This is a genomic window from Pseudomonas aestiva, assembly GCF_039908605.1.
Classification (GTDB): domain Bacteria; phylum Pseudomonadota; class Gammaproteobacteria; order Pseudomonadales; family Pseudomonadaceae; genus Chryseomonas; species Chryseomonas aestiva.
The window spans coordinates 3420176-3436520 of the sequence record NZ_CP150916.1 but is presented as its reverse complement, the minus strand read 5'-3'; the positions used below and the strand labels follow the sequence as shown (position 1 = coordinate 3436520).

The 16345-nt window shown below is 62.2% G+C and carries 12 protein-coding genes; 3 read left to right on the top strand and 9 right to left on the bottom strand.

Going from position 1 to position 16345, the window contains the following annotated elements; all coding sequences use genetic code 11:
* The first annotated feature begins 155 nt into the window (after positions 1-155).
* Positions 156-1031: a LysR family transcriptional regulator gene (locus AABM56_RS15940; RefSeq protein WP_347883485.1), complete on the top strand. Its 876-nt coding sequence runs from the start codon at positions 156-158 to the stop codon at positions 1029-1031.
* A gap of 86 nt (positions 1032-1117) precedes the next feature.
* On the opposite strand, the gene AABM56_RS15935 is transcribed toward AABM56_RS15940, so the two are convergent.
* On the bottom strand, positions 1118-1648 hold the full coding sequence (locus AABM56_RS15935) for a transposase (protein WP_208692100.1): 531 nt from the start codon (positions 1646-1648) through the stop codon (positions 1118-1120).
* 359 nt (positions 1649-2007) lie between these two features.
* On the opposite strand from AABM56_RS15935, the gene AABM56_RS15930 reads away from it, so the two are divergent.
* Positions 2008-2976, top strand: coding sequence for an IS110 family transposase (locus tag AABM56_RS15930; protein ID WP_347883270.1), 969 nt, complete (start codon positions 2008-2010; stop codon positions 2974-2976).
* Positions 2977-2992: 16 nt separating this feature from the next.
* Here the strand turns inward: AABM56_RS15930 and AABM56_RS15925 are convergent, their stop codons facing one another.
* The 7 genes from AABM56_RS15925 to AABM56_RS15895 all read right to left on the bottom strand — a co-directional run bounded on the left by AABM56_RS15925 (position 2993) and on the right by AABM56_RS15895 (position 12866).
* Positions 2993-3448, bottom strand: coding sequence for a GNAT family N-acetyltransferase (locus AABM56_RS15925; RefSeq protein ID WP_347883484.1), 456 nt, complete (start codon positions 3446-3448; stop codon positions 2993-2995).
* A gap of 48 nt (positions 3449-3496) precedes the next feature.
* A complete protein-coding gene (locus tag AABM56_RS15920; RefSeq protein WP_347883483.1) occupies positions 3497-4630 on the bottom strand; it encodes a GGDEF domain-containing protein in 1134 nt (377 codons plus the stop codon).
* 191 nt (positions 4631-4821) lie between these two features.
* Positions 4822-5868 (bottom strand): hypothetical protein, encoded by a 1047-nt coding sequence (locus tag AABM56_RS15915; protein ID WP_347883482.1) that lies wholly within the window; start codon positions 5866-5868, stop codon positions 4822-4824.
* 171 nt (positions 5869-6039) lie between these two features.
* Positions 6040-6813, bottom strand: coding sequence for a BRO family protein (locus tag AABM56_RS15910; protein ID WP_158894026.1), 774 nt, complete (start codon positions 6811-6813; stop codon positions 6040-6042).
* A gap of 96 nt (positions 6814-6909) precedes the next feature.
* A complete protein-coding gene (locus tag AABM56_RS15905) occupies positions 6910-8160 on the bottom strand; it encodes a ribonucleotide-diphosphate reductase subunit beta (RefSeq protein WP_183629036.1) in 1251 nt (416 codons plus the stop codon).
* Between the two features lie 444 nt (positions 8161-8604).
* Positions 8605-11520, bottom strand: coding sequence for a ribonucleoside-diphosphate reductase subunit alpha (locus AABM56_RS15900; protein WP_133862494.1), 2916 nt, complete (start codon positions 11518-11520; stop codon positions 8605-8607).
* A 605-nt stretch (positions 11521-12125) separates the two neighbouring features.
* Positions 12126-12866, bottom strand: coding sequence for a 4'-phosphopantetheinyl transferase superfamily protein (locus AABM56_RS15895; protein WP_347883481.1), 741 nt, complete (start codon positions 12864-12866; stop codon positions 12126-12128).
* A gap of 375 nt (positions 12867-13241) precedes the next feature.
* Between AABM56_RS15895 and AABM56_RS15890 the strand changes: the two genes are divergently transcribed.
* The gene (locus tag AABM56_RS15890; protein WP_133862492.1) at positions 13242-14591 is read left to right on the top strand and encodes a dicarboxylate/amino acid:cation symporter; all 1350 of its coding nucleotides are present in this window, start codon (positions 13242-13244) and stop codon (positions 14589-14591) included.
* Positions 14592-15027: 436 nt separating this feature from the next.
* Here the strand turns inward: AABM56_RS15890 and AABM56_RS15885 are convergent, their stop codons facing one another.
* On the bottom strand, positions 15028-16242 hold the full coding sequence (locus tag AABM56_RS15885; RefSeq protein WP_273807724.1) for a sugar MFS transporter: 1215 nt from the start codon (positions 16240-16242) through the stop codon (positions 15028-15030).
* Between the last annotated feature and the right edge of the window lie 103 nt (positions 16243-16345).

Here is a 16345-nt window from a genome sequence, read left to right as displayed (position 1 = left end):
TCGTAGGGTGGAAAACGGCGCAGCCTTTTCCACGCGGTTGGCTGAGCGCGGCGAAGCCCAACACGGCGCCACCTCATCCACGCCCCTAGCCTCACCCACCACCCAAATGAGATAAACGCCGTCCCAGTGCGAGGATTCCTTAGCAGGAGTGTGGAATGGATCTGCTCGACAGCATGCAGGTGTTCGTCGCCGTGGTGGAGCGCGGCAGCCTGGCCGCGGCGGCCCAGGCCCAGGGCATCTCGCCGACCATGGCCGGCAATCACCTGCGCGGCCTGGAAAAGCGCCTGGGCCTGCAACTGCTGGTACGCACCACCCGGCGCCAGCGCCTGACCGCCTTTGGCGAGGGCTACTACGCCCGCTGCCGCGAGATCCTCGCCCTGATCGCCGACACCGACCGCCAGGCCGAAACCCAGCGCCTGGCACCCGCCGGCATCCTGCGCGTCTCGGCGCCGGTGTCTTTCGGTACCTACGGCCTCACGCCACGACTCGGCGACTATCTGGCGCGGCAGCCCCAGGTCACCCTCGATCTGGTGCTGAGCGACCGGGTCCAGGATCTGGTGGAGGAGGGCATCGACATCGCCATCCGCATCGGTGAACTGGCCGACTCCTCCCTGGTGGCGCGACCCCTGGCGCCCTATGTGATGTGGTGCTGCGCCGCGCCCGGCTATCTCGCCCAGCGCGGCACGCCCGAGCGACTGGCCGATCTGGAGGCCCACGACTGCCTGGGCATGGACCCTCGCGCCCTGAGCCAGTGGCGCGCCCAGACCGGCACCCCCTTCGGCCCGCTGCCACCCGGCCGCCTGCACCTCAGCAACGGCCCCGCCCTGCGCCTGGCCGCCTTGCAGGGCCTCGGCATCATCCTGCAGCCGGCCTTCCTGCTGCAGGACGACGTCGCCGCCGGCAATCTGGTCCGCCTCTTCCAGGGCCAGGAACTCACCCGCCCCCTGACCGCGCTCTATCCCCAGACGAGATGGCGCTCGGTGACAGTGAGGAGCTTCGTGGAATTCCTGTTAGCGGAGTTCGCCCCGTAGCGTGGATGACGGCGCCAGCCTTTTCCACCGGCGCCTCCAAGGCGTGATCCCGCGTGGACAAGCTGCGCGTCGTCCCCCCTACGGCGCTATTCCCCCCAACCTCCTGTCTCTACCGCGAAGTCTCCACCCCAATCCTGCGGATAGAGCCCTTCCCGCACCGCTCGATGGAAACTCGAATAAGGCCAGTCCTTCACTGCGCCAACGTGGCCATGCTTGACCGGATTGAAGTGGATGTATTCCACATGACGCTGGTAATCCTGCTCGTCTCTTATCAGGTGCTCCCAATATCGACGCTGCCATATCCCACGTTCACCCCGGGCCCTTTGCGTCGCCGTACGCCATTCACCTACCGGCAGCCGCTTGGAGAAACCGAACTTGATCACCTTCCAGCGCAAGGCGAAATTCGCATCGTCCTGCGGTAGGGTCCAGATGCAATGCAGATGATCGGGGAGGGTGACCCAGGCATTGATATGAAAGGGATGGCGCAACTGCGTTGCCCGCACGGTCTCGCGGAGCAGATCAATATGGCGCGTCAGCAGATCGCTACGCCGATCCGCCAGGACAACGGTGAAAAAATAGGAAGCCCCCGAAACACGGGCACGACGAAATCGAGACATGGCAGCTCTTCCTTGAGCAGAGACAGAAACGATAGCTCAACCCGTAGCGTGGAAAACGGCGCAGCCTTTTCCACCGGCGCCACCGACGCACGACCCCAAAACTCCCGCGCGGACAAGCTTCGCGTTGTCCACCCTTGTATCTCGACGACAGCCTCCTTAGGGGGGCATAGTCCCCGACTGATCATCGGGGGAGGATGGCAGGCCGTGTCCACCCTTAAGCCTTTGAGCTTGCAACGTAGATAGGCCGCCTCCTCCACACCCATCCCCGAGTCCGAACGGTATCTAGAGCCTCCAGAGCTCGTATTGCACAAGGTTGGACGGGATGACGTGATCGTGTCGCATCTGAAGGAGGAGACATCATGGCCGTAATCGGTGTTGATATCGCCAAGCGCAGCTTCGATCTGGCGATCCTGCAATCCAATGGCAAGCACCGGACCAAGGGCAGGCTGAGCAATGATCCGTCAGGCTTCGCGGTCTTTGCCGACTGGCTGCAACAGCATGCCGAGCCAGGCGCTTGGATCGTGATGGAGGCCACAGGCACCTATCACGAAGCGCTCGCCGAGCATTTCCATGCGCTGGGCTACCGAATCGCCGTGCTCAATCCGGCACAGATCGCTCGCTATGCGCAAAGCCAGTTGCAGCGCAGCAAGACGGACAAACTCGACGCCAAGCTGATCGCCACCTATGGCCAGCGGCATGAAGACAGCCTGCGGGCCTGGCACCCGGAGCCTGTGTCCATCCGCACGCTTCGCGCGCTGACCCGGCGCCTGGAGGATCTCCAATCGCTACGGCAGATGGAGCTCAATCGGCTCGAGGTCAGCCCGGAAAAAGTCCAAAACTCGATCCAGGCGGTCGTGCAGCGGCTCGATGAGCAGATCGCCTGGACGCTCGAACAGATCAAACGGCATATCGACGATGACCCGGACCTGCGCGGCAAACGTGATCTGCTGGTGAGCATAGACGGCATCGCCGACAAGACCGCCGCCCTGATCCTGGCGGAGCTCGGCGATATCGGTCGCTTCGCCGATGCCCGCGCCGTGACCGCCTTTGCCGGTTTGAACCCACGCCTACAGGAATCAGGTCTTTACCGCGGCCATACCGGCATCTCGCGCATGGGATCGGTCCGCTTACGAAGTGCGCTATACCTACCCGCCGTCGTGGCGCTGACCTACAACCCGGCTATCAAGGCGCAAGCCGAGCGTCTGAAAACCAGGGGGAAGAAAGGTAAACAAACCGTCTGTGCCGCCATGCGCAAGCTGCTGACCATCGCCTATGGCGTGCTCAAATCGGGCAAGCCTTTCGATCCTGCTTTAGCGATTGCACACTGAGGGGCGAAGACGGTATCTACGCCTCCAACCGCTTCTCCATAAACACACTCAACGCATCGTCCCGATACGCTCCAAAAGGACCACGCCGCTGGTAACCCGCCGTCTCATAGAGCCGCACGGCCTCCGGCTGATAGGGCCCTGTTTCCAGTCGCGCCAACTCACACCCACGGCCTGCCGCTTCACGCTCCAGTTCCGCCAGCAGGTGACCACCCAGCCCCTGCCCGCGACCCCTGGGGCTCACATACATCCGCTTGATCTCGCCATAGCCCTCATGCAGCACCATGGCCCCACAGCCCAGGGCACTGCCGCTGTCATCCCGGGCGACCAGGAACAGCACGTTCGGCTGCATGAGCGACGTCAGATCCAGGGCATGACGACTCTCGGGCGGATAGAGGTCGTCCTGGTAGGCATCCAGTTCGGCGATCAGGGCGATCACCTCGGGTTGGTCGGGGGATTCGAGGGCGATGGGCATGGTGGCTCCGGTCAGGCAATCGCCCAAGCCTAAGCCATTAGCGCGCCTTCATCCCAGGCTCATCCGCAAGCCATCCCGCCCGCCGCGCTTGGCCTCATAGAGGGCACCGTCCCCGCGCTCCAGCAAGGCCGCCAGACTTTCCGGCGGTTGATCGAACAGTACGGCGCCGATACTCAGGGTGACGGGCTCGGGCGTCCGCAGGCGCTGCGCCGCCAGCTGGTTGAAGCGCTGGCGCAGGGTGTCTGCCAAACGCACGACATCCGCATCAGCCGCCTCGCCCAGCAGCACCACGAATTCATCACCCCCCAGTCGGGCGGCCAGGGCCTGGCGGGGCAGGGAGGTGCGCAGCAGGTCGCTCAGGGCGATCAGCAGGCCGTCACCCGCGGCGTGGCCATGGAGGTCGTTCACCAGCTTGAAGTTGTCCAGATCGATCAGCAGCAGGGCGCCGGGTCGGGCCGGGGTCGCCTGGCCGAACAGTCGCGGAGCCTCGGCTTCCAGGGCGCGGCGATTATGCAGACCGGTCAGGGGATCGCTGCCGGCCAGGCGCTCGATATGCTGCTCGCGGCGATAACGCACCGTGCCGGTCATCGACAGGGCGATCAGCATCACTGCCATCACCCCCTCGACCAGCGAGACCTGGATGATGACGCCGCGATAGACCGCCAGATCGATCAGGGCGCCGGGGGTGAGCGGTGGGATCATCTTGATCAGGTAGAAGAGTCCATGGATCAGCAGCACCGCGCGCAGCTGCCGCTCTCCGGCATTGCGCCGGCGCAGCAGCAGGCTCGCCCGTATCGCCAGGATGCCGATCATGAGCGACTGCACCACCAGCAGTACCTTGGACCACCAGGGCTCATTGGGCAGCAGCAACATCCCTAGCCAGATCGCCGCGAAGGCCCACCAGCCCAGACTCAGGCGCCGCCCGGTGAAGCGTGCCACGCCAAGCAGGAAGAGGCCATGCACCAAGATCAGCAGCCCGTTGGCGAACCAGATGCCCACCAGCAGCAGCCCCTGGCTACGCAGCAGCGCCAGGGTGCTACCCACGCAAATGAGGGCGAAACCCGAGCTCCAGTACAGCAGCGCCGACTCGCGCACCGACCGCCACTCGATGGCCAGGTAGCCCGCCGCGGCAGCCGCCAGGGCGATGGTAAGGGTCAGCATGGTGGGTGCATCGAGTGCCATGGGCGAATCGGACCTGTCTGGATACGAGAAGGGCGCTCCCTGCCGGGGGCGAGCACCTGCCAAGGCGGAGCCGCACCGCAGTCTTATCGACACGGCAGGCGCGGGCTTGAGGCAAAGGATTGCGCGCCATGATGATGGGCCGATAAACCTAATTCAAACCAGACCTGAGGCTGGCCCAGGCGGACCGTCCGTTACTGGGGTTTCACCAACGTGCGAATCGCCGATGCCGGCAACCGCGCCGTGCTGCCATCCGCCAGCCGCAGCACGAAGGCCTCGCCCAGCGACCAGACCACCTGCACGTCCTTGAGCACGCACTGGTCATCGGTAGGCAGCACCCTGGCCTGCTCCTTGGCGCAATAGGAGGTATCGAGCACGATCGCCTTGGCCTGGTAGTTACCCAGGCCCAGCGTCTTGACCATGGTCTCGGGGAGGGTGGTGAGCACACCGCTATAGCCGGCTAGGAAGAGGGCGAAGAACAACGAAAACATCATCGCCGCCTTCCAGCCAGCGATGAACAGCATGGAGGTCATGGTCGTGACGAAGGCAATGATGAAGGGAGCGATGGCCAGAGCGCCCCACTTGAACAGCGGCTGCCAATCGCTTACCAGCGGATAGGCCTGGGCCAGCATCCAGACGATAAACAGGCCGACGACCATCGTCGACAGGTAAGCCTCCCAGACGAACTTCAGGAAGCTGAAGCGACGCAAGTCGAACAGCCCCTGTACGGTCATGCCCGCCAGTAGCGTGATGGGGATGGGCGCTAGCAAGGCAATGCTGGTGAATAGCTCGGGATCGACGAAGAGAATGGCCGCATCGCTGAACCCCGCCAGCAGATAGGGCACGAAGAACACCAGCGCCATCAACAGCATGATCTTGCGAAAGCGCCCCTCGCCGCGATAGGGCAGGGCGTAGGTGATGTCTTCCTTGATCGCCGCCGTATTGATAAAGCGGTAATAGACCCAGGCCCCAGGCAGGAACAGCGCGGCAACGAAGGCGCCGATTGTTAGGAAGCCCAGGCAGGCAGCGGCCAGCAGCAGCGACGAGAATTGGAAGAGATCGAAGCTGGGATAGAAGTGATTACGCGCGAAATAGGCCAGGAACATCCCGAAGCCGAGGGCCGGCGGCAACCCCTTGGCCAGCAGCGAAGCATGACGCCGCAGGAAGGTGCCGGAGAACTTGAGGATGAAGTCGAAGAAGGCATCCGTGTCGGTAGCCGGTTGGTCTGTCCAACGGGGCATTGGGTCGTCCTTGATTGGTAATGCCGCTAAAGTTTGTAGCGTAGAAAACAGAGGAGCCTATCTTCGAATTGAGAGTAGTGTTGGTCTAAATAGTAGAAAGTACTTAGGGTCGGCGCCGTAGATGGGTTAATTATGGTCGTACACCCTATTGGCGGCTAGGCTATTTTTGGCTCAAAAGTTTTTGCTGTCGTGTGGTGTGTTAAATATCATAGATCTGGCTTTAAGTAATACAGGCTCTGGAAAAGAAATTTCTTCTTTGCCCTCGATGATGATCTTGTGACTGTAGTAGCCATCTTCAGCACAAATTTTTATGCACCACCCCTGAAATAGTTGTGAATTGGCGTGATCGATTTTTTGGGACTGGCAATATTCAGATATAGTGAAATAGCTGAGGCTTGGCCCGCTCGTAGGCGTTGACGCGACAAGTCTTTGACTTAGCTCGTTGAGCTTCTTTTCTGTTATTAAAAAGCGCTCTTTCGTCTCTCGCTCTAATCTTTCTCTTTCTTCTATCTCGTCGAGAAGTAGCATTACCGCCTTTTTTACCTCAGAGCCTTGAGGCACAGCAGGAGGAGGGTAAGTTCCATAGCGCTGTATAGACGGAAGTACTTCGTGGAAAACCCAGCGTTGGAATTTTTTGCAAGCGGGACTATTGTCTCTAAGAATAATTCTGAATAGCCCCGGTTGCGTGACGAATTGAGCGTCCTTAGGGTTGCTCAGTTCAATCTCTGTAATAGAATGCTTTTCATCGCTATCAAGAGCGTCAAGTAGCGCCTTTGTTAGTCCGGCAAGTCCTATTTTCTTTCCATCCTGAGCTAATGTTGTATTTTGCTCGGCAAGTAAAGCTACTACGTCAGCCAAACAAAATAATACTTCGCCATCGCGATAGATGGTTCTTATCTCTTTGTTGCCTTCTGGGTAAGAAAGTATAAGTCCACTTGTGCTCATTTTTTTCTCCTAAAAAAAGCCCCGCATAGGCGGGGCTTTTTCATCCCAACATCCATGGCAGGTGTCAGGTCAATCTACTCTGTGATGCGCGTCACATCAATCCCAACTCAACGCCCCACCGGTCTGATACTCGATCACGCGGGTCTCGAAGAAGTTCTTCTCCTTCTTGAGGTCCATGATCTCGCTCATCCAGGGGAAGGGGTTGGTAGCGCCCGGGTACTCTTCCTTGAGGCCGATCTGGGTCAGGCGGCGGTTGGCGATGAACTTGAGGTAGTCCTCCATCATCGCCGCGTTCATGCCCAGCACGCCGCGGGGCATGGTGTCGCGGGCGTATTCGATCTCCAGTTGGGTGCCCTGGAGGATCATCTGGGTGGCTTCGTCCTTCATCTGGGCATCCCAGAGGCTCGGATTCTCGATCTTGATCTGGTTGATCATGTCGATGCCGAAGTTCAGGTGCATGGACTCGTCACGCAGGATGTACTGGAACTGCTCGGCGGTGCCGGTCATCTTGTTGCGGCGACCCATGGAAAGGATCTGGGTGAAGCCGCAATAGAAGAAGATGCCTTCCAGTACGCAGTAGTAGGCGATCAGGTTCTTGAGGAACTGGCGATCGGTCTCCGGGGTGCCGGTCTTGAACTCGGGGTCGGAGATGGAGCGGGTGTACTTCAAGCCCCAGCTGGCCTTTTTCGCGACGCTCGGGATCTCGTGGTACATGTTGAAGATCTCGCCTTCATCCATGCCCAGCGACTCGATGCAGTACTGGTAGGCGTGGGTGTGGATCGCCTCTTCGAAGGCCTGGCGCAGGATGTACTGGCGGCATTCGGGGTTGGTGATCAGGCGGTAGACGGCCAGTACCAGGTTGTTGGCGACCAGGGAGTCGGCGGTGGAGAAGAAGCCGAGGTTGCGCTTGACGATGCGGCGCTCGTCCTCAGTGAGGCCGTCTGCGCTCTTCCAGGTTGCGATGTCGGCGTTCATGTTCACTTCCTGGGGCATCCAGTGGTTGGCGCAACCATCCAGATACTTCTGCCAGGCCCAGTCGTACTTGAAGGGTACGAGCTGGTTGAGGTCGGCGCGGGCGTTGATCATCTGCTTGTCGCCGACGTGCACGCGCGCGGAGGAGCCTTCCAGGTCGTCCAGGCCTTCCTGGATGTCCAGCTCGTTCAGCGCGGCCTTGGCGCGTGCCACGGCGTCGGAGTCGTCGGCGGATGGGGCACGGGCGTCATGGACCAGAGCGTCGCCCTCGGAGTCCAGGCGCTCGGTCTGAGCGGGCGCCTGCTGGCCGGCGGCCTGCGCGGGCTTGGCGGTGGCGGTGTCGTCGTCTTTGTCGAATTCTTCCCAGTTCAGCATGGGGTGTCTCCTGGCGGGCCTTAGCAGGCCGATCTATTGATATGCGTGTCGTTGCACGCAGAAAGGAATTCTTTGGGCGCTGTCTGGCTTTGCAGAAAGCCCAAGAGCTCATCGCTCTTGGGCTGTTCTCTACTGTGGCTTCTTGACCGTTTCTACTACGTGAGTCTTCGGATTATTCCGAGCTTTCTCAACGGTTGTGAAACGGCCGTTACCTGCATTACGGCCAATTTTTTGGCCACCAGACTTTCTAGCCATGGCGCATTCTCGCATAGCGTCCCTTGACACCGGTCCGTCCAGATGGGGATCATGCGCCCCTCCTATGGATCTGAATGGATCCAGCCTCCCGTTGAGCGACGCAAACGCCCTGTGGGAGATCGAGCCCGGATCTAGTTGGCGCTAGATCCGGGCTTTTTTATGCCCGCCAGATTCTGGCGGGCGCTTACTTTACTGGCAGGCTTCACACTCGGGATCGTCGAGGCTGCAGGCCTTGGGCACCGGAGCCGGTGCCGCGGCGGGCGCCGCTTCGAACTTCTGCGCCGGGGCGGGAGCCGCGCTGGCCTGGACGCCGGTGATGGGATCGGCGCTCACGGCGTTCAGCTTGCCGGTGTTGATGGTGGACTTCTCGGTGCTGGTGGCGGCCAGGGCACGGAGGTAGTAGGTGGTCTTCAGACCGCGGAACCAGGCCATGCGGTAGGTCACGTCGAGCTTCTTGCCCGAGGCGCCGGCGATGTACAGGTTCAGCGACTGGGCCTGGTCGATCCACTTCTGGCGACGGCTGGCGGCCTCGACGATCCACTTGGTCTCCACTTCGAAGGCGGTGGCGTACAGGTCCTTCAGATCCTGCGGGATGCGCTCGATCTGCTGCACGGAGCCGTCGTAGTACTTGAGGTCGTTGACCATCACCGAGTCCCACAGGCCGCGGGCCTTGAGGTCGCGTACCAGGTAGGGGTTGATGACGGTGAATTCGCCTGAGAGGTTCGACTTCACATAGAGGTTCTGGTAGGTCGGCTCGATCGACTGGGACACGCCGGTGATGTTGGCGATGGTCGCGGTCGGTGCGATGGCCATGATGTTGGAATTGCGGATGCCCTTCTTGGCACGCTCGCGCAGCGGGGCCCAGTCCAGGGTCTCGGACAGGTCGACCTCGATGTACTTGGCACCGCGCTCTTCGATCAGGCGCTTCTCGGAATCGATCGGCAGGATGCCCTGGGACCACAGCGAACCCTGGAAGCTGGAGTAGCTGCCACGCTCTTCGGCCAGGTCACAGGAGGCCTGGATGGCGTAGTAGCTGATCACTTCCATGGAGGTGTCGGCGAACTGCACGGCGGCATCCGAGCCGTAGGCGATGTGCTGCAGGTACAGCGCATCCTGGAAGCCCATGATGCCCATGCCGACCGGACGGTGCTTGAGGTTGGAGTTCTCCGCCTGGGGCACCGAGTAGTAGTTGATGTCGATGACGTTGTCGAGCATGCGCACGGCGGTCTTGACGGTGCGGGCGACCTTGGCCACGTCCAGCTTGCCGTCGACGATGTGGTTCACCAGGTTCACCGAACCCAGGTTGCACACGGCGATCTCGTCCTTGTTGGTGTTCAGGGTGATCTCGGTGCAAAGGTTGGAGCTGTGCACCACGCCCACGTGCTGCTGCGGGCTGCGCAGGTTGCACGGGTCCTTGAAGGTCAGCCACGGGTGGCCGGTCTCGAACAGCATGGACAGCATCTTGCGCCAGAGGTCCTTGGCCTTGATGGTCTTGTGCAGCTTGAGCTTGCCGTACTCGGTCAGGGCTTCGTAGTACTCGTAGCGCTCTTCGAAGGCCTTGCCGTAGAGGTCGTGCAGATCGGGCACGTCGGCGGGGGAGAACAGGGTCCAGTTGCCATCCTCGAAGACACGCTTCATGAACAGGTCGGGGATCCAGTTGGCGGTGTTCATGTCGTGGGTACGCCGACGGTCGTCACCGGTGTTCTTGCGCAGTTCGAGGAATTCCTCGATGTCCAGGTGCCAGGTTTCCAGGTAGGCGCAGACCGCGCCCTTGCGCTTGCCGCCCTGGTTGACCGCCACGGCGGTGTCGTTGACCACCTTGAGGAAGGGCACGACGCCCTGGCTCTTGCCGTTGGTGCCCTTGATGTAGGAGCCCAGGGCGCGCACCGGGGTCCAGTCATTGCCCAGGCCGCCGGCGAACTTCGACAGCATGGCGTTATCGTGGATGGCGCCATAGATGCCGGACAGGTCGTCGGGCACGGTGGTCAGATAGCAGCTGGACAGCTGCGGCCGCAGGGTGCCGGCGTTGAACAGGGTCGGGGTGGACGCCATGTAGTCGAAGCTGGCCAGCAGGTTGTAGAACTCGATGGCGCGGGCTTCTTTATCTTTCTCCATGTGCGCCAGGCCCATGGCCACGCGCATGAAGAACAGCTGCGGCAGCTCGAAGCGGGTGCCGTGGCTGTGCAGGAAGTAGCGGTCGTACAGGGTCTGCAGACCCAGGTAGGTGAACTGCTGGTCGCGCTCGTGATCGATGGCGGCGCCCAGGCGCTCCAGGTCGAAGCTGGCCAGTTTCGGGTCCAGCAGCTCCAGCTCCACGCCCTTGGCGACGTAGGCGGGCAGGGCCTTGGCGTAGAGGTCGGCCATCTCGTGATGGGTGGCGGACTCGGCGACGCCGAGGAAGCTCAGACCTTCGGCGCGCAGGCTGTCCAGCAGCAGGCGGGCGGTGACGTAGGAATAGTTCGGCTCACGCTCGACCAGGGTACGGGAGGTCATCACCAGGGCGGTGTTGACGTCCTTCTCGGCCACGCCGTCGTACAGGTTCTTCAGCGTCTCCTTCTGGATCAGCTCGCCGTTCACCTCTTCGAGGCCTTCGCAGGCTTCGGTGATGATGGTGTTCAGGCGGCCCATGTCCAGCGGCTGGGTGGTGCCGTCGGCCTTGGTGACGCGAATGCTCGGGTGCGGCTCGGCGATGTCGCTGACGGCGCCCTGCTTGCGCTCCTGGCTGCGGGCTTCACGGTAGATCACGTAGCTGCGGGCGACCTTCTGCTCGCCGGCGCGCATCAGGGCCAGTTCGACCTGGTCCTGGATCTCTTCGATGTGGATGGTGCCACCGGATGGCATGCGGCGCTTGAAGGTGCTGCTGACCTGGTCGGTGAGCTGCTTGACGGTGGTGTGGATGCGCGAGGAGGCCGCGGCGTTACCGCCTTCCACGGCGAGGAAAGCCTTGCTGATGGCCACGGTGATCTTGTCGTCGGTATAGGGGACGACGGTACCGTTGCGCTTGATGACGCGCAGTTGACCGGGGGCGGTGGCGCCCAGGTCCTGGCTGTCATCTTGCGCCGGGCGGCCCTGCTGGGCTTGCTCGCGGGTCAGGTCGGTGTGCATGCGGAACTCCCTTGATCGGAAAGAGGGGATCGTCGGCGAGCCGGCGATCCGGAAAAGTGTTGGTCTGGGCCTGCGCGACGACTGCCGATCGCGTCCTTACCCCTGAAGATTCCAACGAAAAGCCGTACTGCCGCCGATTCCCGAGGGAATCGACGTTCGGGGTCAGGGACCCTGGAAATTCATCATTCGGGCAACAGGATAAGCCCTCCTCGCTAGGGAAGACAGTCTTGACAGAGGGGTGTTTCGCCGTCCCGGGTCATACCGACGAACTGCTATATATGGTGGTGTAGGGGTGCAAGGGCCACTAGATGTCGCGTTTATCACGTTTTCGGCTGTGGATAAGACGTGGATAAGCTGTTCGGGACTGGGGGGTATCCTGGGGGTGGTACCTGGCCAGCGCGCGTGAAGGCTGGGCTCAGAGCGAAGTGGTCAAATAACGTACAACACGACGGGTGTGGTGAGACGTAAGCGGCAAGGGATATACCGGTTCGCTATGAGCACCCTCTCCACCATAAGAAAACGTTCGATGCCCGCTGCGACGTTCTGCCCCGGCCGGCGTCCGTGCGCCTGATCGACCAGCGCAGGCTTCCTCTATATAGCGTCACTCAGTGACGAGGCGCGACCAGCGTCAACAGCCGATCTTCTTCGTCCAGGCGGAAGTGACCGCGTAGCGCGGTCCCGGCGGACCAGCGCGGCGACAGCTCGATCAGCAGCCGGAGATCGAAGCTGCCGCCAGGATCCATGGCGAGGATCTCGGCGTCCTGGAAGAAGAACATCTGCCCGACCTGGGGATGCAGCGCCTTGAACAGACTCTCCTTGGCGGAAAAGGCCAGGGTGATGGCAAAGGCCTGCTGCCCTTCGTCCAGCGACTGCAGCCGTTCCCGTTCGGTCGGGGTGAGGATCTGCTCGGCCAGGCGCAGGGCCTTGTCCGGTTCGAGCAGGGTTTCCACGTCCAGACCAAGGCCCAGGTAGTCCCCTGCCTTGCCCACCACGGCGGCTGCCCAGCCATGGCTATGGGTGATCGCACCGACCCAGCCGGAAGGCCAGGCGGGCCCACGGTCCGTAGTGCGATGGCCGGGGACGACGGCGGTGCCGCTCAACTGGCGCAGCGCCTCGCGGGCGCAGAGACGACCGGCCAGGTATTCGGCCTGGCGCTTGGCCACGGCGCGACGGATGTTGTCCGGCGGCAGGGCGCCGAGGCGCAGGGCGTCGCGCTCGAAGCTCACCTGGGCGGGATCGAAGCGGCAGTGCCGCAGGGCCAGGGCTTCGAGCTCGACAGCCAGGGGTGGCAGCGGCTCGGGCGGCGTGCAGCAGCCGGGCAGGTCGGAGGCGGGCAGGGCAGGCATCTCAGCCGACCACTCGGGGAAGACAGCAACGGATCACGACGGGCTCCGATGAAAAGGCGCGCAAAGAATAGTCGACTACCGACTCCGGCTGGCGGAAAACCGCCTCGGCCCTGGGGGGATTTCCGCCGGTTTCCGTCGGATGGCGGGGTTCCGCCCGCCGCTGGCAACTAGACTTTCGACTGAAAGGTGCATGAAAGCTGGCCCTTTGATTGCGCACCAAGAAGTGGAACGGCGATTGCTTATATCTCGCCAGATGCTGGTGTTACCGTCGCACGGCCACCGGATCCACAACAAAAAGCTCTCAGGATGAGAGAGCCACTTTCAGCAGTGCCCACTCAGACAGGACGTCAGGCAGTGGCCACAAGGGATCGAGCCATGACAGCAACCGTCGATACAACAACAACTACCACAGCTCCCGCGCCCAAGGTGCCCGTCAAGCAGCCGCTCTACAAGAGTCTCTACTTCCAGGTGATCCTGGCGATCGTCCTGGGCATCTTGCTCGGCCACTTCTATCCCCAGACCGGCGCTGCCATGAAGCCCCTGGGCGACGGTTTCATCAAGCTGATCAAGATGGTCATCGCACCCATCATCTTCTGCACCGTGGTGACCGGTATCGCCGGCATGCAGAACATGAAGGCCGTGGGCAAGACCGGCGGCATGGCGCTGCTGTACTTCGAGATCTTCTCCACCATCGCGCTGCTGATCGGTCTGATCGTGGTCAACATCGTCCAGCCGGGCGCCGGCATGAACGTCGACGTCAGCACCCTGGACACCAAGGGCATCGCGGCCTATGCCGCTGCCGCGGAAAAGCAGACCACCATCGATTTCCTGCTGAACATCATCCCCTCGACGGTCGTCAACGCCTTCGCTACTGGTGAGATCCTGCAGGTCCTGTTCTTCGCCGTGCTGTTCGGCTACGCCCTGCATCGCCTGGGCGAGACCGGTCAACTGGTGTTCAACTTCATCGACCGCATCTCCCATGTCTTCTTCAACATCATCAACGTCATCATGAAGCTCGCCCCCATCGGCGCCTTCGGTGCCATGGCGTTCACCATCGGCAAATACGGTGTTGGCACCCTGGTGCAGCTGGGCTACCTGATGGCCTGCTTCTACATCACCTGCCTGCTGTTCGTGCTCCTGGTGCTGGGCACCGTGACGCGCCTGCACGGCTTCAGCATCCTCAAGTTCATCAAGTACATCCGTGAAGAACTGCTGATCGTGCTGGGTACCTCGTCCTCCGAGTCTGCCCTGCCGCGCATGCTGACCAAGATGCAGAAGCTGGGCGCCGAGAAGTCGGTGGTTGGCCTGGTGATCCCCACTGGCTACTCCTTCAACCTCGACGGTACCGCCATCTACCTGACCATGGCTGCGGTGTTCATCGCCCAGGCCACCAATACCCAGATGGACATCACCCACCAGATCACCCTGCTGCTGGTGCTGCTGATCTCCTCCAAGGGTGCTGCGGGCGTCACCGGTAGCGGCTTCATCGTGCTGGCCGCCACCCTGTCCGCCGTCGGTCACGTACCGGTCGCCGGCCTGGCGCTGATCCTGGGTATCGACCGCTTCATGTCCGAAGCCCGCGCCCTGACCAACCTGGTCGGCAACGGCGTGGCCTCCATCGTGGTCGCCAAGTGGTGCGGCCAGCTGGACGAGCAGACCCTGAAGACCGAACTCGCTCGCGGCCCGAACGCCGTCGAAGTCGAGGAAGCTCGCCAGACTGCCTGAGCCTGACGCAAGGCCGCTCCTGGAGCGGTCCTGCGGTAACGACCAAACGCCCGTATCGAAAGATACGGGCGTTTTCTTTTGCCCAGGATTCGGTGCGGAGAGGGTAGCGGTGGCGTGCCTGGCTGAGAGTGCCGAGCGGTCAGTCGACGGGGTTCAGGGTGACGGCCAGGGTGTCAGGGCGGTAGCTCCATCACGGGCGGAGTGGCAGCCGGGCTAGGGCGAAGGGCGGCAGGGCGTCCTGGGCGGGTCTTGCGAGCGCCCTCTTGCCGAAGGGCTGGCAGGGGCTGAGGGAATCACCCGCGAGCGTCGGACAGACGCGTACGAACCGCCAGGCAGCCTGGTCGCAGCCGGGTTGTCGAGGCAGAGGGATAGGGGGGGGGCGGGTAGCGGCAGGAGGGGCGAAGCGCTGGCAGGCCGCCAGCGCTTCGGGGGAGGATCAGCGACGCAGGGTGGGGCGATAGCCCATCACGCCGTAGAACAGGATATAGAGGTAGCAGACCAGCGGGATCAGGAAGGAGGGCAGCAGGCCGATGGTGTCGGCGAAGTAGCCCTGGATGGCCGGCACCAGCGCGCCACCGACGATACCCATGCACAGCAGGCCCGAACCCTTGGAGGTGAACTTGCCCAGGCCCTTGAGCGCCAGGGAGAAGATCGTCGGGAACATGATGGAGTTGAAGAAACCGATGGCCAGCAACGCCCACATGGCGACCTTGCCACCCTGCAGCACGGCGATGGCCAGCAGCACGCCAATGGCGATGGCGTTGAAGGTCAGCACCAGATTCGGCCGTACCTTGGTCATGATCACGCCGCCGATGAAGCGACCGATCATGGCGCCACCCCAGTACAGCGACAGGTACTTGGCGGCGGTGGCGGCGTTCAGGCCAGCCACGTCCGGGCTTTCCATCAGGCTCACCAGGTAGCTGCCGATGGAGACTTCCGCACCGACGTACATGAAGATGCCGACCACGCCGAGCAGCAGGTGGCGATAGGCCCAGACGCTGCTGGCGGTCAGGGCGTTTTCGTCAGTGGCGTTGTCCTGTTCGGTGTCCTTGATCTGCGGCAGGCGGAAGAGACCGATGATCACTGCCAGGGCCACCAGCATGCCGGCCAGGATCAGGTAGGGCAGCTGCACCGAGTGGGCGGCGGAGTCTTCGCCGACCAGTGCCAGGATGGTCACCGCGCCCACCAGCGGGCCGACGGTGGTACCCAGGGAGTTGAAGGCCTGGGTCAGGTTGAGGCGCGAGGCTGCGGTTTCCGGCTTGCCGAGGATGGTGACATAGGGATTTGCTGCCACCTGCAGCACGGTGATACCGGCCGCCAGCACGAACAGGGCGGTCAGGAAGAAGCCGTAGGACTGGGCTCCGGCTGCCGGGTAGAACAGCACGCAACCGACGCCGGCGGTGAGCAGGCCAACGATGATGCCCTTCTTGTAGCCCAGGCTTTCCACCAGGCGACCTGCCGGGAAGGACACGATGAAGTAGGCGGTGAAGAAGCAGAACTGGATCAGCGAGGCCTGCAGATAGCTGAGGGTGAAGACCGCCTTGAGGTGGGGAATGAGGATGTCGTTCAGTGAGGTGATCAGACCCCACATGAAGAACAGCATGGTGAGGACGATCAAGGGTCCGCGGTAGCTCTGGTTTTGATTGTGCATTGGGGCTCCATGGGTACTACAGTTTCTTGTTTCTGCCCGGCATGGCCAGACAGCGCTGTCTAGGGCGGCTGCGCAGACACAGCGAAGCGGCGCGAGATTAAGC